General features: G+C 63.5%; 12 protein-coding genes, 1 tRNA gene and 1 pseudogene. All 14 read right to left on the reverse strand.

The genetic code is table 11. From position 1 onward, the window contains the following. Positions 1–132, reverse strand: a 132-nt coding sequence (locus tag FSZ13_RS18060) for a GTP-binding protein (protein WP_241899612.1), incomplete at its 3' end; no start/stop codon positions are given. A 51-nt stretch (positions 133–183) separates the two neighbouring features. Continuing rightward, complete coding sequence (fusA, locus tag FSZ13_RS18065; RefSeq protein ID WP_145481800.1) at positions 184–2,325, reverse strand: elongation factor G; 2,142 nt, start codon at positions 2,323–2,325, stop codon at positions 184–186. Positions 2,326–2,461: 136 nt separating this feature from the next. Next, on the reverse strand, positions 2,462–2,929 hold the full coding sequence (gene rpsG / locus FSZ13_RS18070) for a 30S ribosomal protein S7 (protein ID WP_068849450.1): 468 nt from the start codon (positions 2,927–2,929) through the stop codon (positions 2,462–2,464). A 12-nt stretch (positions 2,930–2,941) separates the two neighbouring features. Next, entirely contained in the window at positions 2,942–3,316 is a 375-nt protein-coding gene (gene rpsL / locus FSZ13_RS18075; RefSeq protein ID WP_025879344.1) for a 30S ribosomal protein S12, read from the reverse strand. 369 nt (positions 3,317–3,685) lie between these two features. Beyond that, complete coding sequence (rpoC, locus tag FSZ13_RS18080) at positions 3,686–7,906, reverse strand: DNA-directed RNA polymerase subunit beta' (RefSeq protein ID WP_145481801.1); 4,221 nt, start codon at positions 7,904–7,906, stop codon at positions 3,686–3,688. A gap of 89 nt (positions 7,907–7,995) precedes the next feature. Further along, positions 7,996–12,150 (reverse strand): DNA-directed RNA polymerase subunit beta, encoded by a 4,155-nt coding sequence (rpoB, locus tag FSZ13_RS18085; RefSeq protein ID WP_145481802.1) that lies wholly within the window; start codon positions 12,148–12,150, stop codon positions 7,996–7,998. 298 nt (positions 12,151–12,448) lie between these two features. Next, positions 12,449–12,814 (reverse strand): 50S ribosomal protein L7/L12, encoded by a 366-nt coding sequence (gene rplL / locus FSZ13_RS18090; protein WP_145481803.1) that lies wholly within the window; start codon positions 12,812–12,814, stop codon positions 12,449–12,451. Positions 12,815–12,876: 62 nt separating this feature from the next. Beyond that, positions 12,877–13,404 (reverse strand): 50S ribosomal protein L10, encoded by a 528-nt coding sequence (gene rplJ, locus FSZ13_RS18095; RefSeq protein ID WP_145481804.1) that lies wholly within the window; start codon positions 13,402–13,404, stop codon positions 12,877–12,879. Positions 13,405–13,737: 333 nt separating this feature from the next. Further along, positions 13,738–14,436 (reverse strand): 50S ribosomal protein L1, encoded by a 699-nt coding sequence (gene rplA, locus FSZ13_RS18100; protein WP_145481805.1) that lies wholly within the window; start codon positions 14,434–14,436, stop codon positions 13,738–13,740. A gap of 4 nt (positions 14,437–14,440) precedes the next feature. Then, entirely contained in the window at positions 14,441–14,869 is a 429-nt protein-coding gene (rplK, locus tag FSZ13_RS18105) for a 50S ribosomal protein L11 (RefSeq protein WP_125358619.1), read from the reverse strand. Positions 14,870–15,089: 220 nt separating this feature from the next. Next, positions 15,090–15,650: a transcription termination/antitermination protein NusG gene (gene nusG, locus FSZ13_RS18110; RefSeq protein ID WP_145481806.1), complete on the reverse strand. Its 561-nt coding sequence runs from the start codon at positions 15,648–15,650 to the stop codon at positions 15,090–15,092. 10 nt (positions 15,651–15,660) lie between these two features. After that, complete coding sequence (gene secE / locus FSZ13_RS18115) at positions 15,661–16,065, reverse strand: preprotein translocase subunit SecE (RefSeq protein WP_145481807.1); 405 nt, start codon at positions 16,063–16,065, stop codon at positions 15,661–15,663. Between the two features lie 44 nt (positions 16,066–16,109). Then, positions 16,110–16,185, reverse strand: a tRNA-Trp gene (locus tag FSZ13_RS18120). Positions 16,186–16,285: 100 nt separating this feature from the next. After that, positions 16,286–16,451: pseudogene (locus FSZ13_RS18125) on the reverse strand (elongation factor Tu); the annotation flags it as partial.

Consider the following 16,451-nt stretch of genomic DNA (forward strand, 5'->3'; position numbering starts at 1 on the left):
GAATTCGCCACCGAAGCGCTCGGCGCCGATCTTGGTGAGTGCGGCGGTCAGCGTGGTCTTGCCATGGTCGACGTGACCGATGGTGCCGACGTTGACGTGCGGCTTGGTGCGTTCGAACTTACCCTTTGCCATTGTTGTAACCCTTGAATTTGAAAGAGAGGAGGGGAAGACCCGAGCTTACGCTCAGGCCTTCTTGATCACGGTGTCGGCAATGTTGCTCGGCGCCGGCTCGTAGTGGTCGAATTCCATCGTGAACGTTGCGCGACCCTGGGTCTGCGAACGCAGCGAGGTGGCGTAACCGAACATTTCGCCCAGCGGGATCATCGCGTTGATGATGCTGGCCGAACCGTCACCGGTGGTGCTCGAACCCTGCAGCACGCCACGACGACGGCTCACGTCGCCCATCACGTCACCCTGGTAATCCTCCGGGGTCACGATCTCGACCTTCATGATCGGCTCGAGCAGGACCGGCTTGGCCTTGGCGAAGCCCTGCTTGAAGGCCATCGACGACGCCAGCTTGAACGCCATTTCCGAGGAGTCGACGTCATGGTACGAGCCGAACACCAGCTTCACCTTGACGTCCACGACCGGGAAGCCGGCCAGCGGACCGCTGGTGATGGTTTCGCGCAGGCCCTTTTCGATCGACGGGATGAATTCCTTCGGAATCACACCACCGGTGATGTCATTGATGAAGAGGAAGTCGTCCTTGATGTTCGGGGCGATCTTCGGGTCGGCACGGTCTTCAGCGGTGATCGGCGACAGCTCGATCACGACGTGACCGTACTGACCCTTACCACCGGACTGCTTGGCGTGCTTGTAGTCCGACTTGACGTCAGCCAGCTGGATGGTTTCACGGTAGGCCACCTGCGGCTTGCCGACGTTGGCTTCAACGTTGAACTCGCGCTTCATGCGGTCGACGATGATGTCCAGGTGCAGCTCGCCCATGCCCGAAATGATGGTCTGGCCGGATTCTTCGTCGGTCTTGACGCGGAACGACGGATCTTCCTGCGCCAGGCGGCCGAGGGCCAGGCCCATCTTTTCCTGGTCGGACTTGGTCTTCGGTTCGACAGCCATCGAGATGACCGGCTCCGGGAACACCATGCGCTCCAGGATGATCGGGTTGTCCAGCGCGCACAGGGTGTCGCCGGTGGTGGTGTCCTTCAGGCCCACGGCCGCGGCGATGTCGCCGGCCAGCACTTCCTTGATCTCTTCGCGATCGTTGGAGTGCATCTGCAGGATGCGACCGATGCGCTCCTTCTTGCCCTTGACCGAGTTCAGCACCTGGTCGCCGGCATTCAGGGTGCCCGAGTAGACGCGGAAGAAGGTCAGCGCGCCCACGAACGGGTCGGTGATGATCTTGAAGGCCAGCGACGAGAACGGAGCCTTGTCGTCGGACTTGCGGCTCATCTCGATGCTTTCGTCATCGACGTCGGTACCGGTCACGTCCGGCACGTCGATCGGCGACGGCAGCAGCTGTACCACGCCGTCCAGCATGGCCTGCACGCCCTTGTTCTTGAACGCCGAGCCGCAGTACATCGGCACGATGTCGGTAGCCAGGGTGCGCGCGCGCAGGGCCGAGACGATTTCGTCTTCGGTCAGCTCTTCGCCACCCAGGTACTTCTCCATCAGCTCTTCGCTGGCTTCAGCCGCGGCTTCGATCATGTAGGTGCGGGCTTCTTCAGCCTCGGCCTGCAGGTCCGCCGGGATGTCCAGGTACTCGAACTTCATGCCCTGCGAGGCTTCATCCCAATGGATGGCCTTCATCTTGAGCAGGTCGACCACGCCCTTGAAGCCTTCTTCAGCGCCGATCGGCAGCTGCATCGGCACGGCGACGGCGCCCAGCTTGGCCTTCAGCTGGCCCACGACCTTGCTGAAGTTGGCACCGGTACGGTCCATCTTGTTGACGAAGGCGATACGCGGCACCTTGTACCGGTTGGCCTGGCGCCACACGGTTTCGGACTGCGGCTGCACGCCACCGACGGCGCACAGCACGAACACCGCACCGTCGAGCACGCGCAGCGAGCGCTCCACTTCGATGGTGAAGTCGACGTGCCCGGGGGTGTCGATGATGTTGAAGCGGTGCTCCGGCAGGGACTTGTCCATGCCCTTCCAGAACGCGGTGGTCGCGGCGGACTGGATCGTGATGCCACGCTCCTGCTCCTGCTCCATCCAGTCCATGGTGGCGGCGCCGTCGTGCACTTCACCGATCTTGTGGCTCTTGCCGGTGTAGAACAGGATGCGCTCGGACGTGGTGGTCTTGCCGGCATCGATGTGGGCCATGATGCCGAAGTTGCGGTAACGCTCGATGGGAGTGGTGCGGGCCACGGGAGCCTCTCAATTTCTTGGAATTCGGATGGCCGAACGCCGCCTTTCGGCGGCCTTCGGATTGGCGCGGCACCCCAGGTGCCGCGAGGCAGCACCTAGATGGTGCTGCCGTGCCTGTTTTGCAAGGCCGTCAAACTCACCAGCGGTAGTGGGCGAATGCCTTGTTGGCTTCGGCCATGCGGTGGGTTTCTTCGCGCTTCTTGATGGCGCCGCCACGGTTTTCCGAGGCATCCAGCAGTTCTGCAGCCAGCTTCTTCGGCATGGTGTTCTCACCACGCTTGCGGGCCGAGTCGATCAGCCAGCGCATGGCCAGAGCCATCTTGCGCGACGAACGCACTTCGACCGGCACCTGGTAGGTCGCACCGCCGACGCGGCGGGACTTCACTTCGACCGACGGAGCCACGTTGTCCAGAGCCTTCTGCACCAGCTCGATGGAGTTCGGGTTCTTTTCGCTGATCACGTCCATGGCGCCATAGACGATCTTTTCAGCGACCGACTTCTTGCCGCTCAGCATCACCATGTTGATGAAGCGCGCGATGGTTTCACTTCCGTGCTTCGGATCCGGCAGGACAGAGCGCTGCGGCGTATTACCTTTACGAGACATGTGTACTTTCCCTTAGCTCTTCGGACGCTTGGCGCCGTACTTGGAACGGCCCTGACGACGCTTGGCAACGCCGGAGGCGTCCAGCGAACCACGAACGGTGTGGTAACGCACACCCGGCAGGTCCTTGACGCGACCGCCGCGGATCAGGACCACGGAGTGCTCCTGCAGGTTGTGGCCTTCGCCACCGATGTAGCTGATGACCTCTTCCTGGTTGGTCAGGCGGACCTTGGCAACCTTGCGGAGGGCCGAGTTCGGCTTCTTCGGGGTGGTGGTGTACACACGGGTGCAGACGCCGCGGCGCTGCGGGCACTTTTCAAGAGCCGGGGAGGCGCTCTTGTAAGTGGTTGCCTGCCGCGGCTTGCGGACAAGCTGATTGATCGTCGCCATCAGTAAGTTCTTCTGAGAGAGGCCGAGGGAAAAACGGCCATGAATGCGGAAATGTGCGAGCAGGCCTGAAAACCGGCCTGCTGAGACAGACGATTGTAGCAACCCTCCGAAAACGCGGTCAACCGCGCGCACGGAAGGCCAGCCCTGATCCCGGGCCGTTACTGGGGCGCCTTCTCCTTGCCCCCCGTTCAGGTTGTCTACCAGTCCTGGTAAGGACCGGCGGGCATCCTACAGCATTGGTGGCGGGAATGCCACCGATGCCGGGTGCGGTGCCCTGCCCCGGGTGCATGACCCGGGGCAAGGGAGCCGCGAAGAGCGACCGGGCCGAGCCCGGTTGCAGCAGCCGGGCAGAGCCCGGCTCTACGGCTCTCATTCTTCGGTGTCGGCTTCCGGGGTCGCTTCCACGGCCGCCACTTCAGCCACGACCGGGGTGCCGGCCAGGGTCTGCATTTCCGACTCGGTCAGCCCGGAGGCGTTGCGACGACGGTTGGCGTGGTAGGCCAGGCCGGTACCGGCCGGGATCAGACGGCCGACGATGACGTTTTCCTTCAGGCCACGCAGGTTGTCCGAGGTGCCACGAACGGCCGCTTCGGTCAGCACGCGGGTGGTTTCCTGGAACGACGCGGCCGAGATGAACGACTCGGTCGCCAGCGACGCCTTGGTGATGCCCAGCAGGACCGGATCGAAACGGGCGATCAGCTCGTTGCGGGTGGTCAGGCGCGCATTTTCCTCGATGACGCGCTGGCGCTCGGCCTGCTCGCCATTCAGGAACTTGCTGCTGCCCTGGTCGGTGATCTCGACCTTGCGCAGCATCTGGCGGGTGATCACTTCAATGTGCTTGTCGTTGATCTTCACGCCCTGCAGGCGGTACACGTCCTGGATTTCCTTGACCAGGTAGGCCGCCAGCGGCTCGACACCCAGCAGGCGCAGGATGTCCTGCGGGCTCGGCTCGCCGTCCACGATGGTTTCGCCCTTGGTCACGTGCTCGCCTTCGAACACGATCACCTGGCGGTACTTCGGGATCAGCTCTTCGTGCTCCGAACCATCGGTGTCCTTGATGATCAGGCGCTGCTTGCCCTTGGTGTCCTTGCCGAAGCTGATGATGCCCGAACGCTCGGCCAGGATCGCCGGATCCTTCGGCTTGCGCGCTTCGAACAGATCGGCCACGCGCGGCAGACCACCGGTGATGTCACGGGTCTTGGACGCTTCCTGCGGGATCTTGGCGACCACGTCACCCACGCCGACGGCGGCGCCGTCCTGCAGGTTGACGATGGAGCGCGGCGGCAGCAGGTACTGGGCCGGCAGGTCGGTGTTCGGGATGGTCAGGTCGTTGCCCTTGGCATCCACGATACGCACGATCGGGCGCAGTTCCTTGGCCTGCGAACCACGACGCTTCGGGTCGGTGATTTCACGCGACGCCAGGCCGGTCAGTTCGTCGGTCTTCTCGATGACGGTGACGCCGTCGATGAAGTCGATGAAGCGGATGAAACCGGCCACTTCCGAAACGATCGGGTGGTTATGCGGATCCCAGTTGGCCACGGTCTGGCCAGCCTTGACCGCATCGCCGTCCTTGGACGCGATCATCGAGCCGTACGGCAGCTTGTAGCGCTCGCGCTCACGGCCGTGCGCGTCGAGCACCGAGATTTCACCCGAACGCGAGACCGCGACCAGCGAACCGTTGGCGTGTTCGACCGACTTCAGGTTGTTGAACTTCACCGAGCCGGTGGTCTTGACCGTGATGTTGTCCACGGCTGCCGCACGCGATGCCGCACCACCGATGTGGAACGTACGCATGGTCAGCTGGGTACCCGGCTCACCGATCGACTGCGCGGCGATGACGCCGACCGCTTCACCGATGTTGACCAGGTGGCCACGGGCCAGGTCGCGACCGTAGCAGTTGGCGCACACGCCGAAGGCGGATTCGCAGCTGATGGTCGAACGCACCTTGATGCTCTGCACACCGGCGTCTTCGAGCTTGGCGACCCAGGCTTCGTCGAGCAGGGTGTTGCGGGTCACGATCGGATCTTCGTCGTTGCCCGGCAGGAACACGTCCTCGGCCACGACACGACCCAGCACGCGGTCCTTCAACGGCTCCACGACGTCGCCGCCTTCCACGATCGGGGTCATGGTCAGGCCTTCGGTGGTACCGCAATCCACTTCGGTGATGACCACGTCCTGCGCGACGTCGACCAGGCGACGGGTCAGGTAACCCGAGTTCGCGGTCTTCAGCGCGGTATCGGCCAGACCCTTACGGGCACCGTGGGTGGAGTTGAAGTACTCCTGCACGTTCAGGCCTTCACGGAAGTTCGCCTTGATGGGCGTTTCGATGATCGAGCCATCCGGACGCGCCATCAGGCCACGCATGCCGGCCAGCTGGCGGATCTGCGCCTGCGAACCACGCGCACCGGAGTCGGCCATGATGTACAGCGAGTTCATCGACTTCTGGTCGATGGTTTCGCCCTTGGCGTTGACCACCTTCTCGGTACCGATGGTGTCCATCATCGCCTTGGCGATGCGTTCATTGGTACGCGACCAGATGTCGACCACCTTGTTGTAGCGCTCACCGGCGGTGACCAGGCCCGACTGGTACTGCTCCTGGATTTCCAGCACTTCGGCTTCGGCCTCGGTGAGGATGCCGCGCTTCTCGTCCGGGATCAGCATGTCGTCGATGCCGATCGACACGCCGGCGCGGGTTGCGTAGGCGAAGCCGGTGTACATCAGCTTGTCGGCAAACACCACGGTGTCCTTCAAGCCCAGCTGGCGGTAGCTGGAGTTGATCAGGCGGCTGATGTTCTTCTTGGTCAGCTCGGTGTTGGCCAGTGCGAACGGCAGGCCTTCCGGCAGGATTTCGGCCAGCAGGGCACGACCGATCGTGGTGTCCACGATCGAGGCCTTCTTCTGCTTTTCACCGTTCTCGTCGGTCACCACTTCGGTGATGCGGACCTTGACCTTGGCGTGCAGTTCCACCACGCGGTTGTCGTAGGCACGCTTCACTTCGGCGATGTTGGCGAAGGCCATGCCCTCGCCCTTCTTGTTTTCCAGGGCGCGGGTCATGTAGTACAGACCCAGCACCACGTCCTGCGACGGCACGATGATCGGCTCGCCGTTGGCCGGCGACAGGATGTTGTTGGTGGACATCATCAGCGCACGCGCTTCCAGCTGGGCTTCCAGCGAGAGCGGCACGTGGACGGCCATCTGGTCACCGTCGAAGTCGGCGTTGAACGCAGTACAGACCAGCGGATGCAGCTGGATCGCCTTGCCTTCGATCAGCACCGGCTCGAACGCCTGGATGCCCAGGCGGTGCAGGGTCGGCGCACGGTTCAGCATCACCGGATGCTCGCGGATGACCTCTTCCAGGATGTCCCAGACTTCGGCTTCTTCGCGCTCGACCAGCTTCTTGGCGGCCTTGATGGTGGTGGCCAGGCCACGACGCTGCAGCTTGGCGAACACGAACGGCTTGAACAGCTCCAGCGCCATCTTCTTCGGCAGGCCGCACTGGTGCAGGCGCAGGTACGGACCGACCACGATGACCGAACGGCCCGAGTAGTCCACGCGCTTGCCCAGCAGGTTCTGGCGGAAGCGACCCTGCTTGCCCTTGATCATGTCGGCCAGCGACTTCAGCGGGCGCTTGTTGGTGCCGGTGATGGCACGGCCACGACGGCCGTTGTCCAGCAGCGCATCGACCGATTCCTGCAGCATGCGCTTTTCATTGCGCACGATGATGTCCGGCGCGTTCAGCTCGAGCAGGCGGCGCAGGCGGTTGTTGCGGTTGATGACGCGGCGGTACAGGTCGTTCAGGTCGGAGGTCGCGAAGCGGCCACCGTCCAGCGGCACCAGCGGACGCAGGTCCGGCGGCAGCACCGGCAGCACGGTCATGACCATCCACTCCGGACGGTTGCCCGATTCCAGGAAGGCTTCGACCAGCTTGATGCGCTTGGTGAGGCGCTTGAGCTTGGTTTCCGAACCGGTGCTGGCGATTTCCTCGCGCAGGCGGGTCATTTCCGACTGCAGGTCGATGGTGCGCAGCAGCTCGTACACGGCCTCGGCGCCCATGGCGGCGTCGAAGTCGTCGCCGTGCTCCTGGCGCGCCTGCAGGAACTGTTCTTCGGTCAGCAGCTGGCGGCGCTCCAGGGCGGTCAGGCCCGGCTCGGTCACCACGTAGGCTTCGAAGTACAGCACGCGCTCGATGTCACGCAGGGTCATGTCCAGCATCAGGCCGATGCGCGACGGCAGCGACTTGAGGAACCAGATGTGCGCGACCGGCGAGGCCAGGTCGATGTGGCCCATGCGCTCGCGGCGCACCTTGGCCAGGGTCACTTCGGTGCCGCACTTCTCGCAGACCACGCCGCGGTGCTTCATGCGCTTGTACTTGCCGCACAGGCACTCGTAGTCCTTGACCGGCCCGAAGATGGCGGCGCAGAACAGGCCGTCACGCTCCGGCTTGAAGGTACGGTAGTTGATGGTTTCCGGCTTCTTCACTTCGCCGAAGGACCACGAACGGATCAGGTCCGGCGAGGCCAGCGCGATCTTGATCGCGTCGAAGTCCAGCGTCTGGCGCTGCTGGTTGAAGAGGTTGAGCAGGTCTTTCATGGTGTTTCTCCGAAAGGAGGAAATCTTGTCGATGGGGCTGTCAGGTCACATCCGGCGGCGCGGCTGCCGGGGCAGCCGCGCCTGCACGATCAGTTGTCTTCCAGTTCCATGTTGATGGCCAGCGAGCGGATTTCCTTCACGAGCACGTTGAAGGATTCCGGCATGCCCGCGACCATCTCGTGCTCACCGTCGACGATGTTCTTGTACATCTGGTTGCGGCCCTGCACGTCATCGGACTTCACCGTCAGCATTTCCTGCAGGGTGTAGGCCGCGCCGTAGGCTTCCAGCGCCCAGACTTCCATTTCGCCGAAGCGCTGGCCACCGAACTGCGCCTTGCCGCCCAGCGGCTGCTGGGTGACGAGCGAGTACGGGCCGGTCGAACGGGCGTGCATCTTGTCGTCGACCAGGTGGTTCAGCTTCAGGTAGTGCATGTAGCCCACGGTGGTGTGGCGATCGAATGCCTCACCGGTGCGGCCATCGAACAGCTGGGTCTGGCCGCTGAGCGGCAGGTCGGCCAGGGCAAGCATGTGCTTGATCTCGGCTTCGGTGGCACCGTCGAACACCGGGGTGGCCATCGGAACGCCGTCGGTCAGGTTGCCGGCCAGGCGCAGCAGCTCCTCGTCGCTGAACTGGTCCAGGTCGACGTGGTTGGCATGCTGGGTCTTGTCGTGGTTGTAGACCTCGTCCAGGAACCTGCGCAGGTCGTTGATCGCGGCCTGGGCCTCGAGCATGCCCTGGATCTTGCGACCCAGGCCCTTCGCCGCCCAGCCCAGGTGCACTTCCAGGATCTGGCCGATGTTCATGCGCGACGGCACGCCCAGCGGGTTCAGCACGATGTCCACGGTCTCGCCCGAGGCCATGTACGGCATGTCCTCGACCGGCACCACGTTGGAGACCACACCCTTGTTGCCGTGGCGGCCTGCCATCTTGTCGCCCGGCTGGATGCGGCGCTTCACGGCCAGGAACACCTTGACCATCTTCAGCACGCCCGGGGCAAGGTCGTCGCCCGCGGTGATCTTGCCGCGCTTGTCGGCGAAGCGACGCTCGAACTCCTTCTCATGCGCCTGGATCTGCTTCTGGGCGCGTTCGATGGCTTCGGAGGCGTCTTCGTCCTTCATGCGCAGCGCGAACCAGTCGGCCTTCTTCAGGCCGTCCAGGTAGGCGTCGCTGATGGTGTCGCCCTTCTTCAGGCCGGCACCGCCGTTGGCGACCTTGCCCACGATCTGCGAACGCAGACGGGCGTAGATCGCACCTTCCAGGATGCGGAACTGGTCGTCGAAGTCCTTCTTGACGCGCTTGATCTCGCTTTCCTCGATCTGGCGCGCACGCTTGTCCTTCTCGATGCCGTCGCGGGTGAAGACCTGCACGTCGATGACGGTGCCGTCCATGCCCGGCGGCACGCGCAGCGAGCTGTCCTTAACGTCGGACGCCTTCTCGCCGAAGATCGCCCGCAGCAGCTTCTCTTCCGGGGTCAGCTGGCTTTCGCCCTTCGGGGTGACCTTGCCGACCATGATGTCGCCGGCGCGCACTTCGGCACCGATGTACACCACGCCGGACTCGTCCAGGCGGTTCAGCGCCTGCTCCGACACGTTCGGGATGTCGGCGGAGATTTCCTCCGGCCCCAGCTTGGTGTCACGCGCGACGCAGGTCAGCTCTTCGATGTGGATCGTGGTGTAACGATCCTCTTCCACCACGCGCTCGGAGAGCAGGATGGAGTCTTCGAAGTTGTAGCCGTTCCACGGCATGAAGGCGATCAGCATGTTCTGGCCCAGGGCCAGCTCACCGATGTCGGTGGACGGGCCGTCAGCCAGCACGTCGCCGCGCGCGATCACGTCACCCACTTCCACCAGCGGACGCTGGTTGATGCAGGTGTTCTGGTTGGAGCGGGTGTACTTGATCAGGTTGTAGATATCCACGCCCGCGTCGGTCGCGTCGGTGATCTCCACTTCATTGACCTTGACCACGATGCGGCCGGCGTCGATCTGCACGATCTCGCCACCACGACGCGCGTTCACGGTCACACCCGAGTCACGGGCCACGGCGCGTTCGATGCCGGTACCCACCAGCGGCTTCTGCGCGCGCAGGGTCGGCACGGCCTGGCGCTGCATGTTGGCGCCCATCAGTGCACGGTTGGCGTCATCGTGTTCCAGGAACGGAACCAGCGCGGCCGCGATCGACACGGTCTGCATCGGCGAGACGTCCATGAAGTGGACTTCCGCCGGCGGCTTCAGCAGCGACTCACCCTGGAACCGGCACGGCACGAACTGCTCGGTGAGCGTGTTCTTGGCGTCGGTCAAGGCGTTGGCCTGGGCGATGACGTATTCGTTTTCTTCGATGGCCGACAGGAACTCGATCTCGTCGGAGACCACGCCGTCATGCACCTTGCGGTACGGGGTTTCAAGGAAACCGTACTGGTTGGTGCGGGCGTACACGGCCAGCGAGTTGATCAGGCCGATGTTCGGGCCTTCCGGGGTTTCGATGGTGCAGACGCGGCCGTAATGGGTCGGGTGCACGTCGCGCACTTCGAAGCCGGCGCGCTCACGGGTCAGGCCGCCCGGGCCCAGGGCCGAGACGCGGCGCTTGTGCGTGACTTCCGACAGCGGGTTGTTCTGGTCCATGAACTGGGACAGCTGCGAGGAGCCGAAGAACTCCTTGATGGCAGCGGCGACCGGCTTGGCGTTGATCAGCTCCTGCGGGGTCAGGCCTTCCGATTCGGCCATCGACAGGCGCTCCTTGACCGCGCGCTCGACGCGGACCAGGCCCACGCGGAACACGTTCTCGGCCATTTCGCCGACCGAACGCACGCGACGGTTGCCCAGGTGGTCGATGTCGTCGACCACGCCGCGACCGTTGCGGATCTCGGTCAGGACCTTGATCACGTCCAGGATGTCGGAGCTGTCGCCGTGCTCGGCGACCAGGCGCTTGGACTCTTCGTCATTGCGCTCGCCGAAGTACTTGCGGTCGTACAGCACCGCTTCGCCGGTGACTTCCTTGCGGCCGACACGACGGTTGAACTTCATGCGGCCGACCGTGGACAGGTCGTAGCGCTCGAAGGTGAAGAACAGGTTGTGGAACAGGTTCTGCGCGGCGTCCTTGGTCGGCGGCTCGCCCGGACGCATCATGCGATAGATTTCGACCAGCGCTTCGAGCTGGGTCTTGGTCGGATCGATGCGCAGGGTGTTGGACAGGTACGGACCACGGTCGAGGTCGTTCACCCACAGGGTGCCCACGGCATCCACGCCGGCCTTGCGGAAGGCCTGCAGCTGCTCGTCGGTGATTTCGTCGTTGGCCTGGGCCAGCAGTTCGCCGGTGCTCTCGTCGACCACGTCGTGGGACAGGATGCGGCCGACGATGTAATCGTCCGGCACGGCCAGGGCGGCAATGCCCGAGGCTTCCAGCTGCTTGACGTGGCGCGCGGTGATGCGCTTGCCGGCTTCGACGATGACCTTGTCGCCGTCGGCCAGGTCGAAGTTCAGGGTCTCGCCGCGCAGGCGCTCGGAGACCAGTTCGAGCTGCACGCCTTCATCGGGATTGATGTGGAAGGTGTTGATCTCGAAGAACTCGGCCAGCATCTCTTCGTTGCTGTAGCCCAGCGCACGCAGCAGGATCGACACCGGCAGCTTACGGCGACGGTCGATACGGGTGAACAGCGCGTCCTTCGGGTCGAACTCGAAGTCCAGCCAGGAGCCGCGGTACGGGATGATGCGGGCGCTGTACAGCAGCTTGCCCGAGCTGTGGGTCTTGCCACGGTCGTGGTCGAAGAACACGCCCGGCGAACGGTGCAGCTGCGAGACGATGACGCGCTCGGTACCGTTGACGATGAAGGTGCCGTTGTCGGTCATCAGCGGGATCTCGCCGAGGTAGACCTCCTGCTCCTTCACGTACTTGATGGCCTTGGTCGACGACTCGCGGTCGTAGATCACCAGGCGCACGGTCACGCGCAGCGGCGCGCCGTAGCTCATGCCACGCTGGCGGCACTCGCGCTCGTCGAAGACCGGGTCGCCCAGCTTGTAACCCACGTATTCCAGCGCGGCATTGCCGCTGTAGCTGGCGATCGGGAACACCGACTTCAGTGCGGCGTGCAGGCCCAGGTCACGGCGCTTGGCCGGATCGATGTTTTCCTGCAGGAACTCGCGATAGGAATCCACCTGGATGGCGAGCAGGAACGGCACTTCGAGGATCGAGCGCTGCTTGCCGAAGTCCTTGCGGATACGCTTTTTTTCGGTGAACGAGTATGACGTCATGGGGTCTCACCTTGGCTGTGCGGGCCCCGCCAAGAGGCGCGACCCGAAGGGAACATGAAAATTGTCAGTTGGAAGTCGCTGGTATTGCCGGCACCAGCACGCCTTCTCCCGCTACTTCCAACTGCCAACTCGCCGGCCTGGGGCCGGTGAAGCGTCCGACCAACGGTCGGCGCTACGGGTGGAACCGCCGTGGATCGGACAACAATCCGGCCACAGCGCAATAACGACCAAAGGCCGGGGGCTTACGCCCCCAGCCTTGGCTGCATCGCCGTGATTCGATGGCGACGCAAGGAGCTGCTTACTTGACTTCGACAGTCGCGCCGACAGCTTCCAGGTCCTTCTTCATCTTCTCGGCTTCTTCCTTCGAAGCGCTTTCCTTCAGGACGCCACCGGCTTCGGTGAGGTCCTTGGCTTCCTTCAGGCCCAGGCCGGTGATGGCGCGGACGGCCTTGATGACGTCGACCTTCTTGTCGCCGGCGGTCTTCAGGCTGACGGTGAATTCGGTCTGCTCTTCAACAGCAGCGGCCGGACCGGCAGCGGCAACGGCAACCGGAGCAGCGGCGGAAACGCCAAACTTCTCTTCGATGGCCTTGACCAGTTCCATCACTTCCATCAGCGACTTGCTGGCGATGGCGTCAACGATCTGTTCGGTGGTAAGGGACATTTTGAATACCTTTGAATGATTTTCTGGGTTCAGGTTCCGTCAGGAACCACGTAAACAGCGACTCAGGCGGTTTCGGCGGCCGGTTCGGCGGCGACAGCGCCACCTTCCTGCTTCTCGCCAACGGCCTTGATGGCACGGGCGAACATCGTGACCGGCTCGGTCAGGACGCGGGCCAGCATGGCCAGGGCCTGATCACGGGTCGGCAGCGATGCCAGCACGTCGACGTGGCTTGCCGGGAACACTTCGCCACCAATCACGACCAGCTGCGGCTGCAGCTTGTCATTGTTCTTGGTAGCTTCCTTGATGACGCGACCGGCAGCGCCGGGCTCGTCGAGCGAGAACGCGAACAGCATCGGACCGACGAACTTGGCCGCTGCGGATTCGAATTCAGTACCCTTCACCGCACGCTCGGCCAGGGTGTTCTTGACAACCTTCAAGAACACGCCTTCCTTGCGGGCCTGTTCGCGCATCTTGGTGATCTGCGCGACCGTGGTGCCGGCGTAGTGTGCTGCAATCAAGGAGTGAGCCTTGGCAGCGACTTCCGCAACCTCGGCGACTACTTCTTGCTTCTGGGACAGATTGAGAGCCATTGCACTCCTCCAATTGAACTCCGCTTACGGCTCCTGCCGTTTGCGGTCCTGGGCAGCATCCTTCCTGGACGCCGGGAGCATCGGGACGATGCTCCAAGGGTGGGCCGTTCTAGACCTGGATGGCCAACCTGGGTAAACCCAGACGTGCGTAAACCAGAAAAACTCCAGAAGGGCACCATCTACGCAGGGTGATTCCCGGGGGAACCGATTAAGCGGCGGCATGCAGCCCCCACCCCTGCGGTCTTTGACGGCTATCGTCGCGGGACGGACCCGCTCGGATTGCCTTCAAATGTCACGGGCACATGGCCGAAGCCACGCACCCGCTTGAAACGATTACTTCAGGGTCAGCGACGACTGGTCGACGGTGACGCCCGGGCCCATCGTCGAGCTGACCGAAACCTTCTGCAGGTAGGTGCCCTTCGAGGAAGCCGGCTTGGCCTTGATCAGGTCCAGCAGCAGCGCCTGCAGGTTCGACTTCAGCGCGTCTTCGGCGAAGTCGGCCTTGCCGATGGTGCAGTGGATGATGCCGGCCTTGTCGGTGCGGTAACGGACCTGACCCGACTTGGCGTTCTTGACCGCTTCGCCCGGGTTGGCCGACACGGTGCCGACCTTCGGGTTCGGCATCAGGCCGCGCGGGCCGAGCACGGTGCCCAGCTTACCGACGACGCGCATGGCGTCCGGGGTCGCGATGACGACGTCGTAGTTCAGGTCGCCGGCCTGCATCTTCTCGGCCAGGTCGTCCATGCCGACGGCTTCGGCGCCAGCGGCCAGGGCTTCGTCAGCCTTGGCACCGGCCGGGGCGAACACCGCAACGCGGACGCTCTTGCCGGTACCGGCCGGCAGCACGGTCGAACCGCGCACCTGCTGGTCGGACTTCTTGGCGTCCACGCCCAGGCGCACGGCGACGTCGAAGGACTCGACGAACTTGGCCTTGGTGGCGGTCTTCAGGATCTTGATCGCGTCCTCGAAGGCGTAAGCCTTGCCCGGGACGACGGCGGCCTTGATGGCCTTCTCACGCTTGGTCTGTGCCATCTTCTTAACCCTCTACCACAAGGCCCATGGAACGGGCAGAACCAGCGATGGTACGCACGGCGGCGTCCAGGTCGGCGGCGGTCAGATCCGGTTCCTTCGCCTTGGCGATCTCTTCCAGCTGCTTGCGGGTCACCTTGCCCACCTTGTCGGTGTTCGGCTTCTTGGAGCCGGAGGAGATGCCAGCGGCCTTCTTGAGCAGGGTGGTGGCCGGGGTGCTCTTGGTGATGAAGGTGAAGGTACGGTCCGAATAGGCCGTGATGATCACCGGAACCGGCAGACCCGGCTCGAGCTTCTGCGTGGCGGCATTGAAGGCCTTGCAGAATTCCATGATGTTCAGGCCACGCTGACCCAGCGCAGGACCGACCGGCGGCGAGGGGTTGGCCTGGCCGGCCTTCACCTGCAGCTTGATGTAACCAACTACTTTCTTTGCCATGTGAATACTCTCCGGGTGCTAGCGCCTTGCGACCACAGGCTCCCCATCGGACCGGGAATGTCGCGTCCCGGCATCGCGTTTTGAATTCATGCAGAAGGCCACCTTGCGGCGGCCCCATGTTTTTGCCAGCTTCCTGGCAGGAAGCCGCGCACTATATCAGGTTTTGTGGCGGGCGTGTGAATGCGCCCGGCCGGGCAGCGCCCGGCTCTACGGGGAGCGGTCAGACCTGCTTTTCGACCTGGCCGAACTCGAGTTCGACCGGGGTGGCGCGACCGAAGATCAGCACCGAGACGCGCAGGCGGCTCTTTTCGTAGTTGACCTCTTCCACCACGCCATTGAAGTCGTTGAACGGGCCTTCGGTGACACGGACCATCTGGCCCGGCTCGAACAGCACCTTGGGGCGCGGCTTCTCGACACCTTCCTGAACGCGGTTCAGGATGGCCTCGGCTTCGCTGTCGGCGATCGGCAGCGGACGATCCGCCGTACCACCGATGAAGCCCATGACCTTGGAGGTTTCCTTCACAAGGTGCCAGCTTTCGTTGTCGATGCGCGGAATGCCGTTTTCGTCGTGGGTTTCGATCTGGACCAGGACGTAGCCCGGGAAGAACTTGCGCTCGGAACGGCGCTTCTGGCCGGAACGCATTTCGACCACTTCTTCGGTCGGCACGAGGACATCGCCGAACAGTTCCTGCTTCTCTTCACGCACGATGCGGTCGCGCAGGGCCTGCGCAACCGTCTTTTCGAAGCCTGAATAGGCGTGAACAACATACCAACGCTTCACAGGTTTCTCCTTATCGACCCAGGAACCACTGGATCGCTTTCTGAATCACGAAGTCGAAACCGCCGAGAAGCAGGCTGAGGATGATCACTACGACCATCACCACCCAGGTCATGCGGATGGCTTCCTGGCGGGTCGGCCAGACTACCTTGCGCAGCTCGAAGCGGGATTCGGAAAGGAACTCGCGGGTGTCGCGGCCCTTGGAGGTCAGCATGAACACGGCAAGGCCGGCGATCAGGCCGACGGCCACGCCCAGGCCACGCAGGGGGCCGGACCAGGCATTCTGGGCCGCATGTTCGGGGGCGCCAAACCAGAACCAAGCAAAAAGACCCGCAAGTGCCAGGAGCACTGCGGCGACGTACTTGACGATGTCACCCCCGGTGGAGGTGTCCTTGGAATGCTCGATCTTGCTGTTCATCCGGCTCTGGCTGCTGAGGCGGCATGGCCGCTGGAAGGGAGAAGTGGCACGCCAGGAGGGACTCGAACCCCCAACCTGCGGTTTTGGAGACCGCTGCTCTGCCAATTGAGCTACTGGCGTACTGAAAAAACTGCCTTCCCTTAGACAGCGAAGGCGGACCGGGGTTTCCGGCCCGCCGTTCGCGAGACCGGCAGCGCTGGGCTGCCGCCGGTATTGCAGATTACGCGACGATCTTGGAGACCACGCCGGCGCCGACGGTACGGCCGCCTTCGCGGATCGCGAAGCGCAGGCCTTCGTCCATGGCGACCGGGTTGATCAGCTCAACGGTCATCTTGACGTTGTCACCCGGCATCACCATTTCCACGCCTTCCGGCAGGTTGGCCTTG

Source organism: Stenotrophomonas rhizophila (assembly GCF_007667275.1).
Taxonomy (GTDB): domain Bacteria; phylum Pseudomonadota; class Gammaproteobacteria; order Xanthomonadales; family Xanthomonadaceae; genus Stenotrophomonas; species Stenotrophomonas maltophilia_AE.